Below are 24899 nucleotides of genomic sequence, written 5' to 3'. Positions count from 1 at the left end.
GCGGGTTACCCGGGCGGCTGCGGAGCGCTTGCCTGCTGTGCACGCAGCGTCCGCAGCGACACCCCCAGCGGCGGCCGCGGCAGCGCCGCCGACCACGCCCGGCGGATCACACCGCTGATCTGCTTGTAGACCTCCTTCGAGATCACCGTTTCGGCCAGCATGGTGTCGATCTTGTTCTGGCCGATGTGCAGCGCAAACAGCAACAGCAGGCGCTTTTCGAGCGCGGCGCTGTAGTCGCCAAACTTCTCGCGCAGTTCGGCCAGGCCCTCTTCTGCCGCTTCGATCCGCGCGATCAGCACACCGTCGAGCAGATCGGCCATGCGCTCGCCCAGCACCGGCTGCAGGGACAAACGGTTGTAAGCACGCAGGCGTTCCAGCACGGTCTGGCGGCAGACCAGCAGCTCATAGCGGTCGGCCAACGCGTTGGCGAGCGGCCGATCGATATGCATCAAGCGGTGCAGCCAAATCGCAGCGCGAAAGCCGAGGCTCTTGGCAAGAATCCGGCGCGATGCGCGCTTGTAGCCAACGCGGCCTTCGGCGCGTGCTGCGTCGATCATGTCGGCGGTGTTGCGCATCATCGCGTCAAGGTTGCGGATGGAGATCAGGCCGTTGCCGTATTCGGGAATCAACTCGCGCTCGCGCGTGGCCAATGACACCAGGCCGATGGTGAGTTGGTCGCGCTCGGACAAGGCATCATCCAGGTTCAGCTCTGCAGCGCCGGCTGCCACTTCCAGCCGATACGCAGCCGCCGCCTGGTCCGCCGCTCCCGCCGCAAAGTGGAAGTGCCCGCCAATGCGGCGCATGATCGCCTCCACTTCTTCCGTCGACATGTTCAGCGCCTGCCTCTGCAGCGCCTGCTCCTGCGGGGAGAGCTGATCGAGCCCGAGCTGGTGCATCACCCAGCGCAGCGTCGCGCCGTTGAAGAGCACGCTCACCAGCACGAAGCCCGTGGCGAGAATGGTGACGAAATGCCGGTCGGCCGCGTGTACGGCGTGGTTCTCGGCCACGCCCAACGCCAGCACCAAGGTGACGGCACCGCGCAAGCCACCCCATGCAATCGCCAGCTTATAGGCATGGCTGACCGGTGCGGACAGCTTGAACCACGCCAGCACCGGCAGCAGGCCAAACAGCACCGCCAAACGTGCGGCCAATGCAGCCACCACGATCACCGCCAGCCACAGCGCGTCTTTCCACACCACGCCGTGCAGCAACTCCGGCACACGCACCGCAGCCAGCAGGAAGACCACCGCCCCCGCCAACGCAGCAATCTGTTCCCAGATCAACTGCAGGTGAGACCAGTTGCGTGGCGTCAAGCGCGTGCGCCCCAGCGCGCCAATCACCAGCCCTGCACACACCACCGACACCACGCCCGATACATCGAGCACATTCTCCGCCACGAGGTACAGCGGATACGGCAACGCAAGCGTCCACGCGGCCTCTGCCTGCGCAATGCCGCGCAGTGCCGGCAGCAGGAATGCGGCGATACGCCCTGCAATCAGCCCAAAGATCACGCCGCCGCCGAATGCCTTCGCCAGTTCGCGCAGGCCACCGCTGACCGTCGCGTCGGTACCGTGGCCCGTGAGCATGGCCAGCAGCACCCCCATGATGGCAATGGCCGCCGCGTCGTTAAGCAGTGCCTCGCCCTCCACCAACCGGATCAACCGCGCCGGCGCGCCCACGTCGCGAAACACGGCAATCACGGCAGACGGGTCGGTGGTGGCAATCATCGCGCCCAGCAGCAGGCACGTGACGATGCCGAACGGCGTGACGGCCGCCGCTGCCAAACCGATGACGCCCGTGGCCACGATCACCGCCACGATGGCGAGCATGAGGATGGGCGCGGCATCCGGCGCCATGCTGCGCACATCCACCGACAACGCCGCCTGAAACAGCAGCGGCGGCAGGAACAGCCACAGATAGGCCTCGGCCGGCCAGCTTGGATCAATGAGCGGCGCAAAGAAGGTCGTCGCAAATGCGGGCGCCGTGTTCTGCAAGCCCACATACGCACCGCCGATGCCGATACCCGCCAGCGCCAGCAACGTCGATTCGGGCAGCGTCAGGCGCGAAGCCAGCATCTGCACCAACGCCACCACGGCGAGCAACCCGCCCGCCACCAACAAGAGAATGACGACGCCGTTCACGAGGTGGACTCCCGTACGGCAAGCCAATCGGCACGCTCGGTATCGGTCAGGTCCGGCACGACCGCTGTGCCCGTCTCGGCCGCTGCGATGGCGGCTTCGAGCACCGCCATCACCGCCAATGCCTGCACCGGAGGAACAGGATTGGCGCGTTGGCCGAGGATGGCATCGCGCACGGCAGCGTAGTACGCACGTTGATCGCCAGCAGGTGTGGTGACATCGCTTGCCGACGACGTTGCGCCATCGATGAGGATGCCCGCATCGTCATCCACGCCCCAGCCTTGCGCGCCAGGTGCCATGCCGGCCAGCAGTTGCGCCTCCTGCTGATCCATGCGGCGCTTGATGAACGAGCCACGCATGCCATGCACGATCCAGCGCGGTGCGCCGCCGGCCACCAGCATGCTGGCGTGCAGGATGGCGCGGCGCTCGCCGTGGTGGAGCACCACGTGCGCCCAATCGGCAGTCTCCGCGCTGGGGCGTTGCCGGGCAAACGATGCGCTCACCGCATCGGGCAGGCCAAGCAGCAGCAACGCCTGATCAATCAGATGCGGACCGAGATCAAACCAGATACCGGTGCCCTGCCCGGCCTGTTCGCGCCAGCGTGCGCGCACCTGTGGGCGGTAGCGGTCGAAATGCGCCTCCACGTGCATCGCCTCGCCCACGGCACCGCTGGCGAGCACAGCCTGCACGGCAAGGAAATCACTGTCCCAACGCCGGTTCTGGAAAACCGACAGCAAACGCCCGGTCTGCCGCGCCACGTGGGCCAGATGCCGCGCCTCGGCCAGCGTGACGGTAAAGGGCTTGTCCACCACAACGTGCTTGCCGGCGCGGAGCGCGGCTTCGGTCAGCGGCGCATGGCGGTCGTTTGGGGCGGCGATGACAACGAGGTCAACGTCCGGGTGCACGGCAGCCGCTTCGGGCGCGCAAACCACAGCGTCCGGCCGATCCGCGAGCACCGCGTCCGGGCGGTTCGAGCCGATCACGTGCAGGCGCAGGCTGGGTGTGGTGTCGATCAGCGCCGCGTGGAACAGCTTGCCCGCATAGCCGTAGCCCACCAGGGCAACACGCAGGGGGCTCAATGGATGTGGTGAAGACGACATATCAGGAAAAGGCAGAAAACAACTGAGTCAGACGCTGCACACGCAATTTGGTGCCGTGTATTTGGTGTTGCCTCGTGGAAAGTTGCTGCATCTTGTATCCGCAAACGTTGCATTCCGTCAAAAGAATGATTTAACTCCCTTGTAAATAGGAATTGTTCTCATTATTATCTGCGCCTTCACAAAGTGATGGCGCCAGCCTCCGGGGGGGAGGAACGGCGTCCTGCTTTTTACTTTACGGGAACTGCAATGCCGCCGAATTTTCGACGAGATGGCCTGTGCCTGTCCTTGGCCGTCCTTGGAACCCTGCCGCTGATGCACGTGGCAACTGCTGCCGACACGATTGCGGCCGCCGATGCCGGCACGCTGCCGACCACCACCACCAAGAGCACGCGCAGCAGCACGAGCTACGACACGCCCGTCGCCAATACGGCCACGAAGATTCCCGTGCCGCTGCGCGAGATTCCGCAGTCGGTCAACGTCGTGCCGCGCGCAGTGATCCAGGACCAAGGCGCGCTGTCGCTCAACGACACCTTGCGCAATGTACCGGGTGTATCGGCCTCGCTGGGGGATGCCCAGCGCGATCAGGTGACCATTCGCGGTTTCTCGTCGATCAACGATCAGTACGTCGACGGCCTGCGCGATGACTCGCTGTACTTCCGCGATCTGTCGAACATCGACCGCATTGAAGTGCTGAAAGGCCCGGCTGCCGTGCTGTATGGGCGCGGCTCGTCGGGCGGCATCATCAACCGCGTCACCAAGAAACCGCTGGCCACGCCGCAGGCCGAGATTGGCGTGCTGGTGGGCACCGAGCGCCAGAAGCGCGCCGAGTTCGACCTGAACACTTCCATCAACGACGACGCCATCCGCGCGCGCATTACCGGCGCGGTGGAAGACTCGGGCGGTTTCCGCAACGACTACTTCCTGCGCCGCCAGGCGATCTCGCCGTCGTTCCTGTTCAACCTGTCGCCCGACACCAAGCTGACGGTGCAGTTTGACTACCTGCACGACAAGCGCATTGCCGACCAGGGCGTACCGTCGTACCACGGCCGCCCCGTGGATGTGCCCATCGGCACGCGCTACGGCTCGGCCGATGCGGGCGCGGGCAACATCGACACCACCGTCAAGAGTGTGACCGGCACGCTGGACCACCGCTTCAATGATCAGTGGTCGTTCCACAGCGTGGTGCGCAACTACGAATACTCGCTGGGGCGCAACAACTACACGACCGTAAAGAGCGTGAACGACGGCCCGATCCCGACCGTCACGCTCAACGTCAACCAGCGCAACCGCAGCGATCGCGGCACCGTGTGGCAGAACGAGCTGACGCAGAAGGCCGAGACCTGGGGCATCCAGCACACGCTGCTGTATGGCATCGAACTGGGCTATCAGGATAAGAGCGACCGCGTGGCATCCACCCCGGGCAACTTCAACGTCAACCTGTTCAACCCGGTGCTGCCGCTGCTGCCTACGGTGCCGGCCAACGCCACGCCCACCAACTACGGTCTCTCGCACAACGAGACGTACGCCGCGTATGTGCAGGATCTGATCAAGTTCTCGCCGCAATGGACGGTGTTGGCCGGCCTGCGCTATGAAGCGCTCAAGCAGAGCCGCACAGACCTTACGCCCAAGAACCAGAACTACGCGCGCACCGACACACCGGTCAGCCCGCGCCTGGGGGTGGTGTATCACCCGGTGGAGCCGCTCTCGCTCTACGCGTCTTACAGCCGCTCGTTCCAGCCAGTGGCGGACAGCTTCAGCGTGTACCCGAACAGCAGCGCACTGGCGCCGCAATCCACGACCAACTACGAGATCGGCGCCAAATACGATGTGTCGGCCAACGCCAGCCTGACCGCCGCACTGTTCGACATGAAACAGACCAACCTGACCGGCGTAGACCCGGCCACGCTGCTGGCAGTGCCCATCGGCACGCAGCGCACGCGCGGGCTGGAGCTGTCGTTCACGGGCGAGGTGGTGAAGACGTGGTCCCTCATCGCCAGCTATGCCTATCTGAACGGCGTGCTGACCAACCCGCTCGACAAGAGCGCTGGCGTGGCCGTCAACGGCAACCAGCCGTCGCTCACACCGCGGCATAGCGGTTCGCTGTGGCTCAAGCACGATCTGCCCAATGGCTTCTATGTGGCCGGTGGTGTGCGTGCAGAGGCCTCGCGCTACGCATCGCAGTACAACGTGACGACGCTGCCGGGCTACATGACGGTCGATCTGGGTGCGGGCTATCGCAGCAAAAACGTCGACGTGACGCTGAACCTGCAGAACCTGTTCAACCGCGCGTACTACGTCTCGGCCCACGGCGGTGCCGAGAACTACAACATGCCGGGTGCCCCGCGCATGGCGCTGCTGGGCGTGCGCTACAAGATGTAAGCGTGGAATAGGCAAACACGCGATGCTGCGACGGGTGCTCTTCCGGCTGCACTGGCTGATCGGGTTGTCAGCCAGCGTGGTGCTGGCCGTCGTCGGCATCAGCGGCGCGCTGATGGCGTATGACGAAGAGCTGCTGCGCTGGCTGAACCCCGGCGTGTTCAACTTGCCAGCGCGCACTGGCCCGGCGCCCACGCTGCCACAGGTTGCCGCACAGGCGCAGGCCGCCATCCCTGAGCGCCCCGTCACGTTCATCACCGCAGCTTCGGCGCCCACCGAGCCGTGGCGTATCTGGTACGCGTGGCCGACGGGCAAACGTGGCGGCAGCAGTCGCGGCGAGTTGCACTACTTCGACCCGGCCACCGGCACCTTGCTGCCCGAGGCGCGTGGGCAACGTTTCTTTGCCACCGTCAAACTGCTGCACCGGACATTGCTGGCAGACGAGGTCGGCAAACAGATCGTCGGTGCCAGCACGATTGCATTGGTGGTGATGGCATTGTCGGGACTGTATCTACGCTGGCCGCGCCGCGTGACGAACTGGCGGAGCTGGCTCGTCATCCGCTGGAGCCGCAGCGGGCGCATCCGTTGGTGGGATGTACACACTGTCATCGGGACGATGGTGCTGCCGCTCTATCTGTTGGCGGCATTCAGCGGACTGTACTGGGCCTATGACTGGTATCGCGAAGGCCTGCAGCACATGGCCGGCATGCCGGCTGCTGCCAAGGCCAAATCAACGGGGGCTTCGGGCCCGCACAAACCACTCGACGGTGCGGCATTGGAGCGCACCTGGAACGCTTTCCTGGCCAACGCGTCGAACTATGCGAGTGCCACCCTGCGCATCGACGATGCGCGCACCAGCCAGGTTGACATCAACTGGCTGCCGCTCAACGCACCGCACGACCGCGCCTTCAACCGCCTGACGCTCGACGCAGCCACTGGCGCGGTCCTCCGCCAGGAATCCTTCACTGACAAGCCACCGATGCAACGCCTGCTGGCTGGCATGCTGCCGCTGCACAATGGGCGCTACTTCGGGCCTGTCGGCATTGTGCTGGTGTTGATCGGCGCGTTGATGCTGCCGGTCTTTGCGATAACGGGGTGGTGGCTGTATCTGGATCGGCGCAGGCGCGCGCAACCGCAGCGCAAACACACATCCGCATCGACGCGTCCTTGCTGACCACGTGGGGACGTCGACGCGATGTCGAGCGCCCTCAACACAACAAGGACAACATCATGGTGATTGAAAAAGCCCGCGACCTTTCCCTGCGCCCATTGGAGCGCAATGACCTGCGCTTCGTGCACGAACTGAACAACGACGCGAAGATCATGCGCTACTGGTTCGAAGAACCGTACGAGACTTTTACCGAGCTCTCGCAACTCTACGACCGCCACGTGCACGACCAGCGCGAACGCCGCTTCATCTGCGAGAACGATGCCGGTGAAGCCGTTGGCCTGGTCGAGCTGATGGAGCTCAACTACATCCACCGCCGTGGTGAGTTCCAGATCATCATCGCGCCCGGCTGGCAAGGGCATGGCTACGCCTCAACCGCGACACGGCTGGCGGTCGACTACGCCTTCATGGTGCTGAATCTGCACAAGCTGTATCTGGTCGTCGACGTGGAAAACGAGCGCGCCATTCACGTGTACGAGAAATGCGGCTTTCAGCGTGAAGGTGAACTGATCAAAGAGTTCTTCAGCAACGGCGCATATCACAACGCCTTGCGGATGTGCGTGTTCCAGCGTGACTACGTGAGCGCGGTTCGCGGCGCCAACTAACGAAGGCGGGTGGCTACGCCGTGCGCAGCCACGCGTGTAATTCACGCTGCCCGAGTTCGGTCATTTGCAACGCGCGGGAGTGCTTCTGCCGCGCAAGCCAGCCCAGCGCAATGCAACGCTCCGCCACGGCCGCCCCAAGCGCACCGGCCAGATGTGGGCGGCGCTCGCTCCAATCCATGCAGCCGTAAGCAAAGCGGCGGCGCCCGCTGCGCAATGCAGTCACGTCAACACCAATGGCTGTGAAGGCACGCTCGCCTTCGGACGTAACGTCGTAGGCAGCGTGCGTTTCATCAAGCTGTTCGAGCCAGCCGCGCGCCAGCAACTTCTCTGATACCTCCGTACCAAGCTGCCCGGCCAGATGGTCGTAGCACAGCCGTGCCGCGCGCAGGTTTTCAGGCACGGTCGAACGCCTTGGGTCTGCGGGCTTTTCCGGCGCAACCACCAGCAGCGATTCGATCATCTCCGCCACCGCCGGCGAGCGCAGCCCGAAGTACTTGTAGCGCCCACTGGCCAGCGACGTGATCAGCGCATCCGCCTCCAACCGGCGCAGGTGCGCACTGGCGGTGGCGGGCTCCACGCCGGCGCCGTAGGCCAGCTCCTTGGCGGTGAGCGAGCGGCCTTCCATCAACAGCAGCAGCATGCGGATGCGCGTCGGATCGCCAATGGTGGCGGCCACCCGGCCGATATCAGGTTGTGTCGCTGGGGAAGATGCGGTCATGGTTCGATGCAGACCAAACTGTTGGTGCGTGACAGGCGCGGGGCCAATCCAGACAATAGGGGCCATCTTACTCCCGCCCCCGCCCCCTCTATCAGGCCGACCGCTGCCATGGACACCACCCTCACCCTCGCCCCACCCGCCGATCCACTGCAGGGCATCGTGCATGCCGACCCCGCGCCGTATTACGCCGAGCTTGCCGCCACGCGGCCGTTCTTCTTCGATGCCGCGCTCGGCTGGTGGATAGCCGCCAGCGCCGATGCGGTGGACGCCGTACTGGGCTGCACCGCCTGCCGTGTCCGCCCCGCAGAGGAGCCCGTCCCCAAAGCGGTAGCCGCCTCGCCAACAGGCACGTTCTTCGGCCGCCTCGTCCGGCAAATCGACGGGCCGGACCACGCTGCACGCAAAGCCACGGTGATGGCTGCGCTGGGCCGATTGGATGTGGCCGCGCTGGCCCACCGCGCGCATCAACAAGCGCATGCCGCCCTGCCCGACGCAACCGCCCTGGACGCCGCGCTGAGCACCGACGCTCATTTCCGCGTGCCGCTGGCCGCCATCGCGCAAACGCTGCTGGCCGATCAAGCCGACACACACGCCTGCCAGAGCGACATCACCGCCTATCTTGCAGCGCTCGGCCCCAACGCCAACGCCTCGACCGTCGAACGTGCAGACGCTGCCGTTGGCCGCCTGCAGCAGCGCTTTGCCGACTCGCCGTTCGCCACCAGCGAAAACGATGCCGACATCAGCAACCTTGCCGCCCTGCTCGCGCAAACCTATGATGCGTGCGCCGGGCTGCTCGGCAACAGCATCGTCACGCTGGCCCGGCATCCGGAGTTGGTCGAACGCCTGCATGCCGCACCGGAGGCGATTGAACCCTTCGTGCGAGAAGTCCTGCGCCTGGACGCGCCGGTGCAGAACACCCGCCGCTTTGTCGCACAGGACACCGAATTGCTTGGACAACCGATGCGCGCAGGTGATCGCATCCTCGTACTGCTGGCCGCCGCCAACGTGGATGCCGCAGCCAACCCCAATCCATTGCGCTTTGACATGGATCGTGCCCAGCCGCGCCTTTGGACCTTCGGCGGCGGCGCACACCGTTGCCCGGCCGAAACCCTGGCGGTGGTGATTGCGCGCGAAACCGTGCAGCATCTGTTGCGCCTGCCCGGCATTGCGCGATGGCTCGCCAACCTGGGCGAGATCACGTACCGGCCATCGCCCAACGCACGCATCCCCGTCTTCCAAGCCTGATCTGACGTTTCGACAACGCAACGATTCGACTCTCCACAGGAGCCCCACCATGATCGCCGTCATCTTTGAAGTCGTACCCGCCCCGGGCCAGCGCGATACCTACCTCAACATCGCCGCGCGCCTGAAACCGTTGCTTGAGCAGATCGACGGCTTCATCTCAGTCGAACGCTTTCAGAGCCTCACCAACCCCGACAAGTTGCTCTCGCTGTCGTTCTTTCGCGATGAAGAGGCCATCAAGGCCTGGCGAAACCTGGAGCAGCACCGCAGCGCGCAGCATGTCGGCCGCGAAAGCGCGTTTGCCGACTACCGCCTGCGCATCGCCCACGTCGTGCGCGACTACGGCCTGAACGAGCGCGAACAGGCTCCTGCCGACAGCCGCACCGAACACGCCTGACCTGCCGCCCAGCCCTGTGTGGCGCCCTCGGGCGTCCGTGGGCATCTCCTTTGCTACTTGGTTGCGGAGCCGGCACGGAATGACGCATCGCACCATCCCGCGTCACATCCGTGCGCAACGATTGCAAAGGAGTTGTCATGACTACCGCTTTTCACGAGGCAGAACCTGCTCTGCAGGCCACACCCGCCCGCACCATGCAACGGCCAGTGCGCTATGCCGTGGTGGGGGCCGGTTGGATCTCCCAGGCCGCCTTCCTCCCGGGCGTGGCGCATAGCGGCAACTCCGTTGTCACCGCACTGGTAACGGGCGACGCCACCAAGGCCAACGCATTGGCCAGGCGCTACGGCATCGAGCACGTCTGCGACTATGCCGACTATGAGCACCTGCTGACCGGCGGAGAGATCGACGCCATCTACCTGGCTCTGCCCAACGACATGCACCGGCAGTACGCGCTGCCCGCGCTGCAACGCGGCATCCATGTTCTTCTGGAAAAACCCATGGCCACCAGTGAGGCCGACTGCGAAGCCATGATCGAAGCGGCCCGCCTCGGCAACGCCAAGCTAATGATCGCGTACCGGCTGCATTTCGAGCCGGCCACGCTGGCCGCCATTGAACTGGTGCGTGCAGGCAAGCTGGGGCGCATCCGAGCGTTCTCGGCGGTGTTCAGCCAGTCGGTTGCGCCGTCCAATCACCGCGCCAGCCACGGTTACTGGGCGGGGCCGGTATCCGACATGGGGGTGTACCCGATTAACGCTGTCCGCAATCTGTTTGGTGAAGAGCCGGTGGAAGTGGCCGCCGTTGGCGTGCGTGATCCGGACCTGACCTTCAACTTTGACGACACGGTGGCCGTGACGCTGCGCTTTGCCGACCACCGCGTCGCGCAATTCACCGTCAGCTACAGCGCAACGTGGGTGGACCAATACCGCATTCTCGGCACCAAGGGCGACCTGGAGGTCTCACCGGGTTTTACGTTTGGATCAGGCTTGCGGCACCGCCTCACGCTGAACGGCCACACGCAGGAACGCGCATTCGAGGCCACCAACCAGTTTGGCGGCGAGCTGCAGTACTTCTCCGACTGCATCCTGAACGACCTGGAGCCGGAACCGAATGGTGAGGAAGGCCTGGCCGACGTGCGCATCCTGGCCGCCATCGAGCGTGCGTTGGAATCAGGGCAACCGCAAAGCCTGGGGCCGTTTCATCGCCACGGCCGCATGGAGGCTGCACAGGTGCGCAAGCTACCGGCCGTGTCGGCACCGGAACTGGTGGATGCGGCGGAGCCAAGCGTGGGTTGAAGCGGAAGGAACAGCGCCCGCAACGAACTGCGGGCGCAGGGTATTACAGCTTGATGCGCTGCACAGCGTCACGCATGCGCAGGCGGGTGGAAACGTCGGAGTTGTTGGTGTTGCCGCCGCTGTCGGTTTCCATGGCGTTGTCGCAGCGCCATTCGGTGGCTGCGCCGCTGTCAGTCAGCGCACAGACGCGGTGGGTCCAGCGGTCCCACACGAACACATCGCTTCCGGCCTCGCCGGAGAGCAGCGGCTCGAATCGGTACATCCACAAGTACCCAAGACCCAACAGGGTGATTACCAGGATCGCCATCCAGGACGCTTTGATTCGGCGTCGCATTGTCATTTCTCCTCGCAGAAGCCCCGCGCCGGACGCGTCAGACTGTGCGTCGCCAAGCTCAAAAAATGCGGTGCTTCAAACGCAAATCGTAACATGCGGCGCGCCCGCCTCTGCCCGGGCGGGGAAGGCGGTGCGGCAGCGCAGCCTTCTGGGAACGGCCTCGGCAACTCAGTTGAAGACGTCCTGCCGGTAACGTCCGGACTGCATCTGCTCGGTCAGCCAGTCCGATGCGGTGGCCAGATCACTGCCGTAGCGTGCCTGGTGCAGGCGGATGAGCGTGTCGCGCACGGCTGGCGCCATGGCGCGGCCGTCACCGCAAACGTACAGCGTGGCGCCGGCGTCGAATGCAGCCCAGACGGCCTCGCGTGCATCCCACAGCGCGTGCTGTACGAAGCGATGCGGGTGGCTGTCTACGCATGAGTACGCAGGCAAGACCTGCACCACGCCAGCGTCTTCCCAGGCGCGTAGGGCATCGCGGTAGAGGAAATCGTGCTCGGGATGCCGGCAGCCAAAACACAGCAGCGATGTCGCAACGGCCTCGCCTGCCGCCTGCTGTGCAGCTCGCTCCTCCAGAAAACCCCGGAACGGCGCGATGCCCGTGCCGGCGCAGATCAGCACCATCGGCTTGCAGGCATCCACATCGGGCGCGAACAGCGGATTGGGGGTCCGCACGGTGGCAGCGATCTCCGCGCCGGCCTGCAACTGCATCAGGTAGTTCGACGCCGTACCGCGATACGTGCCGACGCCCGACCATGCCGGCCCCGACACCGTGCCCACCGTCAGCGCTGCTACATCCGGCGAGACGCGCGCCGAAGAGGCGATCGAATAGAAGCGCGGCCGCATCGCCCCAAGACGCGCGAGAAAGCCCTCCAGCGTCAGATCGATGGCCGGAAAGCGGATCAGCAGGTCGAGCACGCTCAGGTGCGCAGCCTGGATGTCCTGATCGAAACGCTGCGCTGCCGCCTCCCCGTCGATCCACACGGCAAGCTGGCTGCGCGTGAACGGGCAGCGCGTTGTCGCATGCAATGCGGTGATGTCACGCGCGGTGGCCGTGTCCTGCAGCTCGACAAAGTCGCGCAGCAGTTGGCGCACGGTCACTGGCTGGTTGAGCGGCAAGTGCCGCACATGGGCGTGCTGCGCCGTCAGCGTGACAAGCGCCTCGCCTTCCAGGCCGAGCCGGGCGATGGCCGCCTCAACACGATCATCAGCATTGCGTGGATAGACGGCGAGGTGATCGCCGGTGGCATAGGTCACGCCTTCGGGCAGCCGCACGGTCAGATGACGCGTCGGGCCACGCGGCGCCTCACGGGTGAAATCCCACAGGCCAGTGGGATCGCGGACGAGTTCCTCATTGGCGAGCACCGTCATGCTGCGTGCGGCAGCCGGCAACACGGTGGCACGCACGGCATCCGGCGCCAGGTATTGCACGCTGACAGCGGCAACGTCGGCCTGCACCTGCCGCGCGCCGAGGGCCGCCCACAGACTGCGCGTCCAGGCATCGACGGCCGTATCGAAACCGCCATTGCCGTCGGCCTCACCGCGCGGCACGATGGCCTGCGCACCCGCGGCGGCCAGCATGGCGTCCACCCGCTTTGGAAACGCCTGGAACGCCGGCCACTGCGAGTTACCGCAACCCAGCACGGCATAGCGCAAGCCAGGTGCCTGCCGGACCAGCGCATCGGCAGAATCGAGGCGCCCTTCCAGCGTGCGAGCGCTGTCCGGCGCACGGCCGTTGTAAGTCGCCGCCACGACGACGAGCGTGCCCTGCTGCGGCAACGCATCGGCAATGGCATCCAGCGCCGCCACCTTGGCATCAAAGCCTGCACGCGATGCGGTGGCGGCAATCTGTTCGGCAATGTCCTGGCAGGTACCGAGGCTGCCGCCATACAGCACGTGCATCGGTTCCCCGCCGCCGGCCAGCGTGGTTTGTGTATCGGCATCCGCCGCCGCATTGGCTTGCGACGGCACCGAAACCAGCAGCCGCTCGCGCGCATTGCGCAGCCGCGCACGCAGGCGGAAACCGTCCGGTTTGAGCGTCAGCGTCTCCTTGATGTGGAACGCATAGTCGTGCGGATCTGACAGCGCAAAACGCTGCAGAATCACGGCCAACGCCAGCTTGGCTTCGGTCAGCGCGAACTGACGGCCGATACACGCGCGCTCGCCGTTGCCGAAGGGCTTGTAGGCGTGTGGGTGGATGCGGGCTTCGTTCTCGGGCAGGAAGCGGTCGATGTCGAACACTTCAGGGCGATCCCACACCGCGGGGTCGCGGTGCAAGGCCATCAGTAGCGTCACCACGCGCTGATCCTTGCGGATGGCGTAGCGGCCACCGATGCGCGTATCTTCGTACGGCGCTACGCCAAAGCTGGGGGCCGTGGGCCACAGGCGCAGCGTTTCCTTCAGCACGCGCTCGATCACGTCGAGCTGCGCCAGGTGCGCGTACTGCGGCACGGTGTCGCCCGGGAGTACGCGATCGACCTCGGCATACCCCTGCGCAAGCACAGCTGGGTGGCGCAGCAGCATGTACAGCGCGAACGTCAGCAGCCCGCTGGTGGTCTCGTGCCCGGCAATCAGGAAGGTGATCACCTGGAAGCGGATGTTGGTGTCGTCCAGCGGCAGATCCGTCACCGGATCGCGCGCATTGAGCATCAACCCCAGCAGATCGCTCGCCCCCGTGCCGCCATCCTGCGCGTGGCGGCGCTTGCGGATCACCTCGTCCACCAGCTGGTGCATGGCGGCCACATCCCGCTCGAAGCGGCGATGGTGCTCATGCATGAACCGGTCTTTGAACGGCAAGCGTGTGAGCTTGCCCATCGCCTCGGACAGCACGCCCGCCATGGCTTCCAGGAATGGATGCAGCGCGGGCGTCTTGAACGAATCAAAGCGGTATCCGAAGCCGGCCAGCGAAATGGTGTCGAGCGTAAGCCGCGTCATGTCGTCGGCAACGGAGATGTCGGCGTCGGGGCCTTGCCGCGTCCATTTGTCGGCCAGGGCGTTGGCCACTTCGAGCATCACGTCGAAGTAGCCCTTCATGGCGCGCTGGCTGAAGGCCGGTAACAGGATCCGGTGGGCCTTGCCCCAGTTGGGCTCGTTCTGATGCGCGGTGAAGAGGCCGTCGCCTGCGCCTGCCCGCAGGAAGGACAGCGGTGGGCCGATCAGCTTGCGAAAGCGGGTTTCATCGCACAGCTCGGCCACCAAGTCGGCGGAATAGACGAATGGGACGCAGCGGCCGACAAAGTCGAGCTGGTACAGACCTTGGGGAAACTGCCGACTGATCTCTAGAAACGTCTGGGCTACGCGGTCTCTGGGTAGTTGAAGCAGGTTGCCCAGCCACGGCAGGCCCTTGGGCTGCGGGATGGGCTCCGCCGCTGCGGAGGAGGCGTTGGCGGGCAACTCAGAGGCAGAACGCATGCGCGGTCGACTGCGAAAATGGGTTGTCTGCCAATGTACGCGCCGCCCGGTGCAGTATCAAACGCCATTGCCGTGTTTGAATGCCGCCCCCTAAAAGTGCATCGGGCGACCCGTGGGCCGCCCGATCTGGGGTACTGCGATGTGGCGATCAGCGATTGCGCTGCGACGCGTTGAACGGCGCGTTGACCTGCGCTTCCAGCGCGCGGATCTGGCGCTGCAGTTCGTCCACGCGGGCGCGGGCGGCGCGGCGCTCCACATCCAGCGTATCGGCTTCGGAGCGGGCAACCTTCTGGCGCTCTTGCGCCTGGGCCTGCTGTTGGCGCTGGATGTCCAGGTCAGTCTTCAGGCCGCGCAGCTTTTCTTCCTGCGCTGCAATCTGGCGCTCGGAGCGCTCCTTCTGGGCTTCCAGGCGAATGCGCTGCAGCTCCAGATCGGCCATCGTGCGCGTTTGCTTGGCGAAATCGCTGTAGAGGCGCTCTGCAGCCGCCTCGTTGGTGGTCTTGATGACGCGCCAGAGGTCCTTCTGCTGGAACAGCGTCACGTAATACGTCAGGTCGCTCTGGGCAAACAGCAGGCTGGCGCCGTAGGCGCCGTTGTAGGTCGTGCGCAGCTCCGACAATTCGTGGGCCTGCATGCGACGCTGCAGATCCAGCACGGTGCTGTTGCCAGCCCCATTGCTGACTGGGCTCTCGGCACGGGCGATGCTGTTGCTGGCTGCAGGCGTGCTGGTGGCAGCCGTTGCGGTGGTCTGGCCAACGGTGGCGGTCAGTGCCGGCACCGGCGCGGCTGCGGCAATCGGTGCGATGGCGGTGGGTGCTACAGCCGGGCTCTGCGCCACGGCAGATGTGCAGGCGGTACCGCCCGCCATGACTGCCACCGCGGCCGCGATGGCCAATCCCCTCTGAAACGCCTGTTGCGACGCTTTCCCTGACTGTTTTGTTGTTGTCATCTCGACCCTGTGGATTCTGCGCAGGTGTTGCAGCCGAAAACTATACGCGATCCGCCGCCCGAGTGGCACGCCGGGGGGCCCGTCGGGTGGGAGGGTGTTGTATGGCGTCACTCCATCTCACGCAACTCGGCTTCGCCGTCGGCGATCTGGTATTTCCGCATCTTTTCCCACAACACCTTGCGGCTGATGCCCAGGGTGGCGGCGGTGTCCTGGCGGCGCCAGTTGTTGGCGTCCAGCGCGGCCAGGATGCGGCGGCGTTCCTCATCGCTGCCACTGCCGCGGTCATGGCTGTTGCCGCCATTGCCACCGTTGCCGCCGTTGGTCTCGCGCTCGAAGGCATCGCGCTGGAGGCCGGCAAACAAGGGCAGGATGCGAGCCTCGTCCCAGCGACCGAACTGGCGCAGGGTGATACCGAGACGTTCAGCCAGGTTGCGCAACTCACGCACATTGCCGGCAAAGTACGCACGGCCGACCGATGCCCTCACCCACTCCGGCACCGGTGGCATGCTCTCGTAGGTCTTTTCGCCCAGCAAATGCCGCAGGAAAGACAGCAACAGAGCCACCTTGTCGTCTGCGCCGCGCTGCTCCAGGCTGGGGATCCGCAACTCGATCACGGCCAGACGGAAGTACAGGTCTGCCCGGAACTGGCCCCTGGCAACCATCTCCCGCAGATTCTTGTTGGTGGCCGCCACCAGGCGGAAATCCAGCTTGACGGGCACGGTCGAGCCTAGCCGCGTGCATTCGCTGTCTTCCAGCACACGCAGCAGCTTCACCTGCTGATACAGCGGCAGGTCGCCCAGTTCATCGAGGAACAGCGTGCCGCCGTTGGCCTGCTCGAAATACCCACGGTGCGCATACATGGCCCCCGTGAATGCGCCCTTGGCGTGGCCAAAGAACTGCGATTCGAACAGTCCATCGGGAATGGCGCCGCAATTGACCGCCACGAACGGGCCCTTGCCATACATACGGTTCTTGTCGTGCAGCAGGCGGGCGATGCGCTCCTTGCCGGCGCCGGTCTCACCGTAGAGCATGACGTTGCTGTCGCAGTCGGCAAAAGTGTCGACCTGCTCCAGCAGCCCGTGCATGGCCGGCGATGCCGCCACGAGATCGCTCTGGTCGGGCGCCTGATCCTGCGCCGACGACATCGACGGCAAGACCTTGCTGATCTGTGCGCGCAGCTCGGTGGCGCCAAAATCCGGCCCAAGTACGTAGGTGTATTCGGGTGGGAAGCGGCTCGAATCGTGCTGCGTATCCGCCGCCACCCAGATCACCGGCATGCCCTGCGCGGCTTGCCAATCCAGCACGGTAAAGCCGCCGCTTTCCACCACCGACGCGCTGATGATGGCGATGCTAGGCTTGGCGCGCGGCTCAGCCGGCTGGAAGTCGATACCGCCTGCGCGGATCACCTCCGCACCAAACGGCGCCATGAAGCGCGCCACACGATCGGCAATGTCGTAACGACCTTCCCAGACAAAGATATCAAGCGTTTCGTACGCCCAGCGATCGGTTTTCATGTCGTCGCTTCCATGTCAGAAAACCAGCTCGACGGAATCGCAGTCGAGCGAAAGGAGTTTGATGTCGGCGTAGCCGAGTTGGATGCCGAGGACTTCGAGCAAAGGAGTGAGAACAGTGTCGAGGGTCAACCCGACAAAGGCCAACACGGGCGCAAGGACGAGCTTGCCGGCATCCCCCAGCGGAATGGTTCCCACAAGCGGGAGTGTGGCGTTCAACTGAAGTTGATTCAGATTGCTGTTCAAGATAGAGCCGAAGACAGATTGCGTCGCGACGCGCGGTGGAGAGTTACCGCTCGTATCCGTTTGAGGATTCAATCCGATCTGGGATGCGGCAATGGTTTCGTCGCTCCAGTTGGAATTGGCGGTGGGCGATACGTTGGCTTTGATAGTTACTGCTCCCAAAAGGCCCAAGTCCACCAAAGGCGCAGGCGATGCTGCTGCGCAGTTCATTGCGCCATTCACTGCGGTAGCCGCGCCCGCTGCGATGCATAACGACACAGGCTGAGGTTGGGCTGAGATGGTGGCAGTCGAATTCTTGCGAGGGACTGTACAACTGGTCGATTTTGCATGTGCCTGTGCACCCGCCACCTGTAGACCGATCGGCAAATCAAGGCCTGCGAGGAGCAGATTGGCGTTCACGTCCAACCCCAACCGCACTTGGGCCGTGCGCGCCTGCGTCTTCCACTGCCCCGCGTTTGGCCCCGAGAGGAATTGCCCCGGTGGCCCAACAGCAATAACCGGGGGCTCGATGATTTTCAGCGACAGCGTCACAGCCCCCAGGTTGAGAAGGTTCAACGTGACGGGCGCCACGTTCACCGCCGATTTGCTGTTGGCAATCTGCGCAGCGGTTGTCAGCAAGTCCAGCACATTGACCGTGGCATCGAGTGCAGCCTGCTCGTTGCCAGCAAGCGCAAGCACCGAGAGCAGCCCAGGAGAACTGGCGCCGCCATCGCCAATGTTGATGGGCAAATTCAAGTCGTTGCCAAACGACAGCGCGTTACTGGCGCCAGATCCGCCCACAGATACGCCGGCTAGCCCCGATTGCGACGCAACGGAGATGACCGCATTGAAGAACGTCCCCAGATTGGGCGACAGCGCCAGCAACTGCTGCATGGACCCCGCGCCGAGCGCCACGGCGAGATCCCCCAGCCGGATGTTGGTGGTCGCCAGCCCCTGATACGAGACGGCGTCGATATTGAGGTTGGTGTGCAGCAAATACCCGAGCAACTGGTTCAGCAATCCATTGTTGACGGACGCCAGCCCAGAGCCGAGTGAGAACGACACGATGGACGTGTTCTTTGCGATTGCCGAGGCCTGCAACTGCCGATTTCCGACGAGGAAGAAGTACGGCACCTTCTTGGTGATCGTCACTTGTGCTGCATTGGTGTTGCCGTCCACGGCGGCTTGCGCGGCGAAATACGTCGGTGCCGTACCGGCGCTGGCATCCCACACCCCCGGCACGACCGTCAGCGTGACGTTGGTGCCGTCGACGGTCAGACCGTTCTGCAACACCGATTGTTGCGCTGCATTGGACAAATCCAGCCGCTGCACCGCTGCCATTGCCGCAAGATCAGCGGAACGCTGCAGCGCGCGCTGCGTATAGAACAGATTGCCAATGTCGATCGACACCAGCACCGCCAAGCCAACGGTGGCAACAAAGATGGCCGTCATCACGCTCACGGCACCGCGCATGCGGCGCAATGGAGTGGCGGTTTGACGAAGGCGGGTGGCGGATCGCATCACGTCGGGGACTGATTGCAGCTCAACGCGTCGACGGCTGTGCCGCGCTCTGGGTAGAAGCACGCCCACCGGTGCTCTGCGCGGCCAGGCTTGGCATCGGCTGGTTGAATGAATTGAGGTAGCGCTGGTACGCCAGCGCGGCCTGCTCACCTCGCAACGGCACCAATTCGCCCGCATACGTCCCATCGCGCTGGGCTTTAAGTAACGCGCGCGTGGCCTCATTGACGTTGGTTCCGACCTTGGGAGCCGTTAATGCAGCACTCTGTGCGTCTGCCCCAGAGAAACCCTGGGCGGCAGCCATGCCACACGCCAACCATGCCGTCAAACCGGCAGCCATAACAATGCGATCGATCATTGCGCCGCCTCCAAGGTATCGAGCAGGCGGCCGCGTTGTAACGCCAACGGGCCGACCGAAGTGCGAACAGCATTGGCACCCGCGGTGGGCGCCCCCGTCGACGGAGCCGCCGCCACAGCACGCGGGGCCACGGGTGCAGCTTCACGAGCGATGCGGCGATCGCGCCAAGCGCTACGTACACGCGCCACGTCGTCGTCGATGGCTTTGCGCGCCGACGGTGTCAATTGCGCATGCGAGGCCAGCGATGCGGCATCGTCTTTGCGGTCATTCACGGTCAGCCAGATCACGAGGTTTCCGGAAATCTTCGGGCTGCCGGCAGCCATCTGTTGCGCTTGCATCAGGGGCACACGGGCTTGCTCGACCTCGCCGGCGCGCATCAGGGCGTAGCCGTAGTCGCTTGCGGTGCTGGGGTCGGTTGGGTTGGCTTGAGCCGCCACCTGCAGTCGGCGCGCAGCCTCAACAAAGTTGCCCTGGCGGCCAGCAGTGATGCCCAGCCCGCGCCAGGCGCAGGCATTGAGCAATGCGCCCTGCGTGCCCGCTCCCATGGCGGAGGTTGCACCCACCACCGCGCGGTATTCGCCATCAGCCGCGACAAGCTGATCGGTCTCGCGCAGCGCATCGGCATGCAACAGCATCACCTCCGGCGTGCGGCCATAGCGCTGCTGATAAGCATCGATATGCGCCAGCGACGCGTAATACAGCCCCTGCTCCTGCATCCTGCGTATCAATGACAGATACGTCGCCGGGTTGGTGATCTCTGCCTTCTCCTGGCTTTGGCGCTGACGTGCCATTTCAATGTCGGCATCAGCACGCAGGCTCATGTCAGAGGTGGCCATCGAGCCGCAGCCGGCCATTAACGCCGTCAGGATGGACAAGCCAGCCAACCGTATGTGGACTGCCTTCGGGATTCGTGTCATCTCAATGCCCTCCGGTTTGTTGCAGGCTGCGCATCACGCTCATGAAGCCCGGCCCTGCGGCGATGATCAGTAGCGCTGGCAGCAGTGTGATCACCATGATCATGGTCATCTTTACGGTTAGCTTGCCCACTTGCTCTTTCAGGCGGGCACGGCGATTCTCTTGCAGGCGACCGCCAAACTGACGCAGAGGCTCCTGCACGGCGCCGCCAAAGCGGTCAACCTGGGTGAGTAGCGTGATCAAGCCCTTCAGATCTTCGTTGTCAAACAATCTGGCAATACGCAGCAGCGTCTGCTCACGTGGGCGGCCCGACGCGAACTGCTGGTTAGCCCGGCCAAACTCCCCGGCCAGCACAGGCAGCATGCTCTGAAACTCGTTGGCAATGACCTGCAGGCTCTGATCAATCGACAGGCCCACCCCCTGCAGCAAGCGCAGCATGTCGACCATGACAGGCAGTTCGTCATCAACACGACGGCGGCGATTTTCCTTGCGGCGCCCCAGCAACCACTTGGGCCCCAGATAGCCCAGTGCAAAGCCAACAAAACCCCACACAAACAAAAACAGAAGCGACGAGGCATTCAGTACGCCCACAACCGCCAGCAGGGGCGGCAGCACAATACGCGTACCACCAAACACGGTGCGAGCGTGCTCACCGTAGTAGCCACACTCTTCCAGCAGCTTGCGGTCCTCATCGGTAACGATTCGGCGCCCCAAGCCAGTGTCAATCCAACGCTGCCCCACCTTGGCAATCTGCTGCTGAATCTGCTTAGCCTCGCGCGCGCCGTGGGGGCTCGCCTTCGCCACCGGCGGCACCGCAGGTGTTGTCGAAGTTGTGGTTGGATTGGCCGCCGTCGTGCGCATGTTTGACAACGCCGTATCCAGCTTGCGTGCGCTGCGATGGCGAGTGAGCGTTGCCCGCAACGCCAATCCGCCGAAGACCAACACACCCGCGGCGGCGGCAGTGAGGCTGAGGGTCATAAGCGCATCATCCATGGCGTGCCCTTTCCCTAGACCGACTTCGCCAGCCTGGCGAGCATGATTGCGCCAAGCACTTCCATGGCAAACGCTGCCAAGATCAACGTCTTGCCGAAGGAATCACGCCACATCGACATGATGTAGGCCGCATTGGACATGGTGATCAAGCCCCCAACCACGACCGGCAGCAGCCCGATGATCCATGCAGACATGCGCGTCTCGGCCGAGAGCGCAAATAGCTCGCGCTGAGCCTGCTGGCGGTCACGCATGAACGCCGCGGTGCGTTCCATGACGATGTCTGCCCGCCCGCCGTAGCGCAGCGACAAACGCAGCACGGACGACAGCAGAATCAGCTCATTGACGCGGTACTGCTGGCCCACTGCCAATACCGCCGCATCAAGATCCTTGCCTGCACGCTGCATCTGCGTAATGGCAATCAGGCATGAGCGCAATGGCTGCTCGGTATTGCCACTGGCAGCCTGGAATGCCGCTGGCACGGCACTGCCGATGCTCATCAGGCGAACCACGCCATCCAGGAACCCTGGGAGTTGCTGCAGCAGGCGTTCATTCATCTTCTGTGTGCGGTTCCAGAAGAGAAAGACAGCAATAAGAACGTACAACCCAAGCGCCATCACCGCAGACAGCAGGCCCGACACGGCCCATGCAATCAGTACGATGACCAGCGCCGGGACAATCAACAGTATGTAGAAGCGCCGACCCGGCTCGATGTCGGCGCGGCGCAGCGCGTCATTCCAGGCCCGAGTGATGGAGTCGGGCACGCTGGCGGGCACCGCCTCCGCATTGGGCTGGTAGCGCGCATTGATCTGCTCGGTCTGCGCGCGCACGAAGCTGCGCGACGCTTCGCGCTCACGTCGGCGCACGGACTCCGCCCACAGCATGAGCGACGCACCCATCAGCAGGAGTGCCAGGCAGCCAAACCAGAGCGTCATGCTAGACATGGAAGCGGCCCCCGTTGCCGAATCCGCTCATCCCGCCGTCCATGCCGCCGCCCTCCGCTCCGCTGTTGCGCATGCGTGCCAGCTTGGGTGAATGCGGTTGCAGGCCGAGTGCCGTCCAACGATCGACTTCTTCGCCGTCCGGGCCGGTATATGGCTCGTAGCGATACAGCTCCTGCGTAGAGATGATGTTGTCCCCCAGCCCCGTGACCTCCGTGATCGACAGGATGCGCCGCTTGCCATTGGACAAGCGCCCGATCTGCACGATGAAATCGATGGCGTTGGTGATCTGACGGCGCAAGCTCACCTCACTGCCCTGGAAACCGGCGAAGCCCGCCAGCATTTCCAGCCGATACAGGCATTCGCGCGGGCTGCTGGCGTGGATGGTGCCCATCGAGCCATCGTGGCCCGTGCTCATGGCCTGCAGCATTTCCAGCACTTCGCCACCGCGCACTTCACCCACGATGATGCGGTCCGGGCGCATACGCAGGCTGTTGCGCAGCAGCTCGCGAATCGTCACCACACCAGTGCCCTCAAAACCCCCGGGGCGGCTTTCCAGGCGCACCACATGCGGGTGGTTGAGCGACAGTTCCGCCGTGTCTTCAATGGTGATCACGCGCTCAGTAATCGGGATGTGATACGCCATCGCATTGAGCAGCGAGGTCTTGCCCGAGCTCGTACCGCCGCTCACCAAGATGTTGCAGCGCGCCCGCACGGCGGCTTCAATCAGCGCGCCGATCTCTTCATTCATCGTGCCCAGGCCCAGCAGATCTTCGGGCTTGAGCGGGTCCTTGCGGAACTTGCGGATCGACACCACTGGCCCTTCCAGCGCAAGCGGCGGAATGACCACGTTGATACGGCCACCGTCGGGCAGGCGCGCATCCACCATCGGGTTAGATTCATCCAGCCGGCGGCCAATCGGCGCGAGGATGCGGCGCACGATACGCAACAGGTGGTTGTTATCGGCAAAGCGCACCGGAATGCGTTCCAGCACGCCATGACGCGATACGTACACATCCAGGTGACCGTTGACGAGGATGTCTTCCACCGCTGGGTCGGCCAGCAAATCCTCGATCGGGCCGAAGCCAGCCAGTTCCTTCGTCAGCGCCTCGGCAATCTGGCGCACCTCCGTCTCGTTGACGGGAATGCGGCGCATGCGCGTAAAGCCCTCGACTTCCAGGTCGACAAAGCGTTGGATGGCCGTGCGCGACCAACGCCCGAACTCGGCGCCCAGCTCTTCAATGCGCGTGAGCAAATGCTCGTGCGCTGCTTCCTTGATGTCCTGGAAGGCCTGCGTGACAGCAAACGCGCCGTTACCTGCGTCCGCCTGGTTGGAAAACTCGATGGGTTGTGTCATGTCGCGTTCCGTCCAGTGGTGCCCAGATCCAGTTCGTCCTGGTCTGTCGATTTACGTTTGAGGCGCCCGTCCCGCCCTTTGCCGAACCGCCCGCCCAAGCGCGCCCGTGCGTCGGCTACCCAGCCCGACATACCCGACGCGCGCTCACTTTGCTGCGCGTAGCCCAGCGTCTGCGCAATGTGGGCCAGCGCCTTCACGTAGACGTCGGCCGGGTGGGTTTCCGCCAGCATTGCGCCCTGGTTGGAGGCAATGACCAGCGCCTCACGGCGGCTCGGTACAGTCAGCACCGAGGGGATCTCCAATCGTTCGGCAATCTGCGCTGCGTCCAGTGAAAGACGCGAGTCGAACTTCGAGATGGTCAGATGCAGATGATCGCGATCAATCTCGCGCTTCTTGAGCTCCTGCATCAACTCGGCTGCCGAGACAATCGCGCCCACGCTCTGCTCGGTCACCAGCATCACGTCGTCTGCGGCTTTGACCAGCTGGGCGATGAAGTCGATGTTGCCGAAGCCGCCCAGGTCAACCACCTGCAGATCGAAGAACGTGCGCAAGCGGTTCAGCAGCCCGAGTGCCTCGGAGAACGAGATGTCGCGCATCTCCGCCAGCGAGATCGGCAGCGGCAGCACCGCCAGCCCATTCGGATGGCGCGACAGGGCCGTCTGTACAAACACCTGGTCGAAACGGCGCAGGTTGCGCACGGCTTCCACAAAATGGAAGTTGGCTTGCACGTTCAGGTACAGCGCACCGTCACGCAGCGGCTGGCCGAGGTCCATCAGCATCACGTCGCTGGCTGACGTGCGGCGCACCAGCGTGGCCAGATTGGTGGCAAGCGTTGTGGCGCCAACGCCGGGACGTGCGCCGAGCACGGCCAGCACGCGGCCACGACGCGTCGGCTCAGTGGAGGCGCGCTCGGCCAGCAGGCGACGCACCACGCGCACGGCCTCGGCGGGAGCGCCTTCCACGTCAACGAAATCCTTCACGCCGGCGCGCAGCGCGGCCAGCATGGCACGGCCGTCGGCTGCCGAGCCGACAGCCACCAGCGGCAGCCCCGGAAACAACCGCGAGAGCTGGCCAACCAGTTGCGTTGCCTCGCCAATGTCGTCAGCGCCCTCGCCCAGCTTCTGATCCTGGTCTGGCACGTCGATCAACGTGGGGGACGACGCAAAGCGCACGAACACGACTTCGGGATTCACCGAGCCTATCTGCTCCAGGAACGCGTCGTGACCGGTGGTCTCCGCCACCAGCACACCCAGCTCGCGAATCGCTGCGGCCAACCAGCGGTGCACGCCCGCCGCCTGCGCATCGCCCTGCACGCCACCACGTGCGCCACCGTGCAGAAGGAAGTAGTCCATGCCAGCCC

Annotated in this window: 20 protein-coding genes; 6 read left to right on the top strand and 14 right to left on the bottom strand. The window is 64.4% G+C overall.

Annotated features, from left to right (window positions below):
- Positions 1 to 5 precede the first annotated feature (5 nt).
- Entirely contained in the window at positions 6 to 2141 is a 2136-nt protein-coding gene (locus V6657_RS23640) for a cation:proton antiporter (RefSeq protein WP_048935921.1), read from the bottom strand.
- Positions 2138 to 3238 (bottom strand): oxidoreductase, encoded by a 1101-nt coding sequence (locus tag V6657_RS23635; protein ID WP_048935920.1) that lies wholly within the window; start codon positions 3236 to 3238, stop codon positions 2138 to 2140. Before V6657_RS23635 ends, V6657_RS23640 begins: the two co-directional genes overlap by 4 nt.
- Positions 3239 to 3550: 312 nt before the next feature.
- On the opposite strand from V6657_RS23635, the gene V6657_RS23630 reads away from it, so the two are divergent.
- Genes V6657_RS23630 through speG form a run of 3 tightly spaced genes read left to right on the top strand, consistent with a single transcriptional unit; the run spans position 3551 to position 7387 of the window.
- Positions 3551 to 5617: a TonB-dependent siderophore receptor gene (locus V6657_RS23630; RefSeq protein ID WP_338755657.1), complete on the top strand. Its 2067-nt coding sequence runs from the start codon at positions 3551 to 3553 to the stop codon at positions 5615 to 5617.
- A 22-nt stretch (positions 5618 to 5639) separates the two neighbouring features.
- Positions 5640 to 6788 (top strand): PepSY-associated TM helix domain-containing protein, encoded by a 1149-nt coding sequence (locus V6657_RS23625; RefSeq protein ID WP_048935918.1) that lies wholly within the window; start codon positions 5640 to 5642, stop codon positions 6786 to 6788.
- A gap of 56 nt (positions 6789 to 6844) precedes the next feature.
- Positions 6845 to 7387 (top strand): spermidine N1-acetyltransferase, encoded by a 543-nt coding sequence (speG, locus tag V6657_RS23620; RefSeq protein WP_048935917.1) that lies wholly within the window; start codon positions 6845 to 6847, stop codon positions 7385 to 7387.
- A 13-nt stretch (positions 7388 to 7400) separates the two neighbouring features.
- Here speG and V6657_RS23615 read toward each other — a convergent pair whose 3' ends face one another.
- Entirely contained in the window at positions 7401 to 8105 is a 705-nt protein-coding gene (locus tag V6657_RS23615) for a winged helix-turn-helix domain-containing protein (RefSeq protein ID WP_048935916.1), read from the bottom strand.
- A gap of 108 nt (positions 8106 to 8213) precedes the next feature.
- On the opposite strand from V6657_RS23615, the gene V6657_RS23610 reads away from it, so the two are divergent.
- From V6657_RS23610 to V6657_RS23600, 3 genes are all read left to right on the top strand, one after another.
- Positions 8214 to 9350 carry a cytochrome P450 gene (locus tag V6657_RS23610; RefSeq protein WP_048935915.1) on the top strand — a complete coding sequence of 379 codons (1137 nt, stop codon included), beginning with the start codon at positions 8214 to 8216 and terminating at the stop codon, positions 9348 to 9350.
- 49 nt (positions 9351 to 9399) lie between these two features.
- Positions 9400 to 9744: an antibiotic biosynthesis monooxygenase gene (locus V6657_RS23605; protein ID WP_021192566.1), complete on the top strand. Its 345-nt coding sequence runs from the start codon at positions 9400 to 9402 to the stop codon at positions 9742 to 9744.
- A gap of 137 nt (positions 9745 to 9881) precedes the next feature.
- Entirely contained in the window at positions 9882 to 11036 is a 1155-nt protein-coding gene (locus V6657_RS23600; RefSeq protein ID WP_048935914.1) for a Gfo/Idh/MocA family oxidoreductase, read from the top strand.
- Positions 11037 to 11079: 43 nt separating this feature from the next.
- Here V6657_RS23600 and V6657_RS23595 read toward each other — a convergent pair whose 3' ends face one another.
- From V6657_RS23595 to V6657_RS23545, 11 genes are all read right to left on the bottom strand, one after another.
- Positions 11080 to 11370, bottom strand: a complete 291-nt coding sequence (locus tag V6657_RS23595; RefSeq protein WP_048935913.1) for a membrane protein — start codon at positions 11368 to 11370, stop codon at positions 11080 to 11082.
- Between the two features lie 168 nt (positions 11371 to 11538).
- Positions 11539 to 14778, bottom strand: coding sequence for a cytochrome P450 (locus V6657_RS23590; protein WP_048935912.1), 3240 nt, complete (start codon positions 14776 to 14778; stop codon positions 11539 to 11541).
- Between the two features lie 148 nt (positions 14779 to 14926).
- On the bottom strand, positions 14927 to 15727 hold the full coding sequence (locus V6657_RS23585; protein ID WP_048935911.1) for a DUF2968 domain-containing protein: 801 nt from the start codon (positions 15725 to 15727) through the stop codon (positions 14927 to 14929).
- Between the two features lie 107 nt (positions 15728 to 15834).
- Positions 15835 to 17241 carry a sigma-54-dependent transcriptional regulator gene (locus tag V6657_RS23580; RefSeq protein WP_048935910.1) on the bottom strand — a complete coding sequence of 469 codons (1407 nt, stop codon included), beginning with the start codon at positions 17239 to 17241 and terminating at the stop codon, positions 15835 to 15837.
- Positions 17242 to 17256: 15 nt separating this feature from the next.
- Positions 17257 to 18870: a TadG family pilus assembly protein gene (locus V6657_RS23575; RefSeq protein WP_338755656.1), complete on the bottom strand. Its 1614-nt coding sequence runs from the start codon at positions 18868 to 18870 to the stop codon at positions 17257 to 17259.
- A gap of 133 nt (positions 18871 to 19003) precedes the next feature.
- The gene (locus V6657_RS23570) at positions 19004 to 19336 is read right to left on the bottom strand and encodes a DUF3613 domain-containing protein (protein ID WP_048935909.1); all 333 of its coding nucleotides are present in this window, start codon (positions 19334 to 19336) and stop codon (positions 19004 to 19006) included.
- On the bottom strand, positions 19333 to 20253 hold the full coding sequence (locus tag V6657_RS23565) for a tetratricopeptide repeat protein (RefSeq protein ID WP_048935908.1): 921 nt from the start codon (positions 20251 to 20253) through the stop codon (positions 19333 to 19335). Before V6657_RS23565 ends, V6657_RS23570 begins: the two co-directional genes overlap by 4 nt.
- 1 nt (position 20254) lies before the next feature.
- Positions 20255 to 21244, bottom strand: coding sequence for a type II secretion system F family protein (locus tag V6657_RS23560; protein ID WP_048935907.1), 990 nt, complete (start codon positions 21242 to 21244; stop codon positions 20255 to 20257).
- Positions 21245 to 21258: 14 nt separating this feature from the next.
- Positions 21259 to 22185 carry a type II secretion system F family protein gene (locus V6657_RS23555; RefSeq protein ID WP_048935906.1) on the bottom strand — a complete coding sequence of 309 codons (927 nt, stop codon included), beginning with the start codon at positions 22183 to 22185 and terminating at the stop codon, positions 21259 to 21261.
- Positions 22178 to 23539, bottom strand: a complete 1362-nt coding sequence (locus V6657_RS23550) for a CpaF family protein (protein ID WP_048935905.1) — start codon at positions 23537 to 23539, stop codon at positions 22178 to 22180. The genes V6657_RS23555 and V6657_RS23550 overlap by 8 nt, the downstream gene beginning before the upstream one ends.
- Positions 23536 to 24891 (bottom strand): CpaE family protein, encoded by a 1356-nt coding sequence (locus V6657_RS23545; protein WP_048935904.1) that lies wholly within the window; start codon positions 24889 to 24891, stop codon positions 23536 to 23538. Before V6657_RS23545 ends, V6657_RS23550 begins: the two co-directional genes overlap by 4 nt.
- Positions 24892 to 24899: the final 8 nt, after the last annotated feature.

The organism is Ralstonia sp. RRA (genome assembly GCF_037023145.1).
In the GTDB taxonomy this organism is placed as follows: Bacteria; Pseudomonadota; Gammaproteobacteria; order Burkholderiales; family Burkholderiaceae; genus Ralstonia.
The sequence above is the reverse complement of the archived record's forward strand: the minus strand, read 5'-3'. Positions and strand labels throughout refer to the sequence as shown.

Excerpts from the sequence above, each read along its gene's own strand:
- V6657_RS23635 (WP_048935920.1), bottom strand. The coding sequence starts at position 3,238 with ATGTCGTCTTCACCACATCCATTGAGCCCCCTGCGTGTTGCCCTGGTG.
- V6657_RS23630 (WP_338755657.1), top strand. The coding sequence starts at position 3,551 with ATGCACGTGGCAACTGCTGCCGACACGATTGCGGCCGCCGATGCCGGC.
- V6657_RS23625 (WP_048935918.1), top strand. The coding sequence starts at position 5,640 with ATGCTGCGACGGGTGCTCTTCCGGCTGCACTGGCTGATCGGGTTGTCA.
- speG (WP_048935917.1), top strand. The coding sequence starts at position 6,845 with ATGGTGATTGAAAAAGCCCGCGACCTTTCCCTGCGCCCATTGGAGCGC.
- V6657_RS23615 (WP_048935916.1), bottom strand. The coding sequence starts at position 8,105 with ATGACCGCATCTTCCCCAGCGACACAACCTGATATCGGCCGGGTGGCC.
- V6657_RS23610 (WP_048935915.1), top strand. The coding sequence starts at position 8,214 with ATGGACACCACCCTCACCCTCGCCCCACCCGCCGATCCACTGCAGGGC.
- V6657_RS23605 (WP_021192566.1), top strand. The coding sequence starts at position 9,400 with ATGATCGCCGTCATCTTTGAAGTCGTACCCGCCCCGGGCCAGCGCGAT.
- V6657_RS23600 (WP_048935914.1), top strand. The coding sequence starts at position 9,882 with ATGACTACCGCTTTTCACGAGGCAGAACCTGCTCTGCAGGCCACACCC.
- V6657_RS23595 (WP_048935913.1), bottom strand. The coding sequence starts at position 11,370 with ATGCGACGCCGAATCAAAGCGTCCTGGATGGCGATCCTGGTAATCACC.
- V6657_RS23590 (WP_048935912.1), bottom strand. The coding sequence starts at position 14,778 with ATGCGTTCTGCCTCTGAGTTGCCCGCCAACGCCTCCTCCGCAGCGGCG.
- V6657_RS23585 (WP_048935911.1), bottom strand. The coding sequence starts at position 15,727 with ATGACAACAACAAAACAGTCAGGGAAAGCGTCGCAACAGGCGTTTCAG.
- V6657_RS23580 (WP_048935910.1), bottom strand. The coding sequence starts at position 17,241 with ATGAAAACCGATCGCTGGGCGTACGAAACGCTTGATATCTTTGTCTGG.
- V6657_RS23570 (WP_048935909.1), bottom strand. The coding sequence starts at position 19,336 with ATGATCGATCGCATTGTTATGGCTGCCGGTTTGACGGCATGGTTGGCG.
- V6657_RS23565 (WP_048935908.1), bottom strand. The coding sequence starts at position 20,253 with ATGACACGAATCCCGAAGGCAGTCCACATACGGTTGGCTGGCTTGTCC.
- V6657_RS23560 (WP_048935907.1), bottom strand. The coding sequence starts at position 21,244 with ATGGATGATGCGCTTATGACCCTCAGCCTCACTGCCGCCGCCGCGGGT.
- V6657_RS23555 (WP_048935906.1), bottom strand. The coding sequence starts at position 22,185 with ATGTCTAGCATGACGCTCTGGTTTGGCTGCCTGGCACTCCTGCTGATG.
- V6657_RS23550 (WP_048935905.1), bottom strand. The coding sequence starts at position 23,539 with ATGACACAACCCATCGAGTTTTCCAACCAGGCGGACGCAGGTAACGGC.
- V6657_RS23545 (WP_048935904.1), bottom strand. The coding sequence starts at position 24,891 with ATGGACTACTTCCTTCTGCACGGTGGCGCACGTGGTGGCGTGCAGGGC.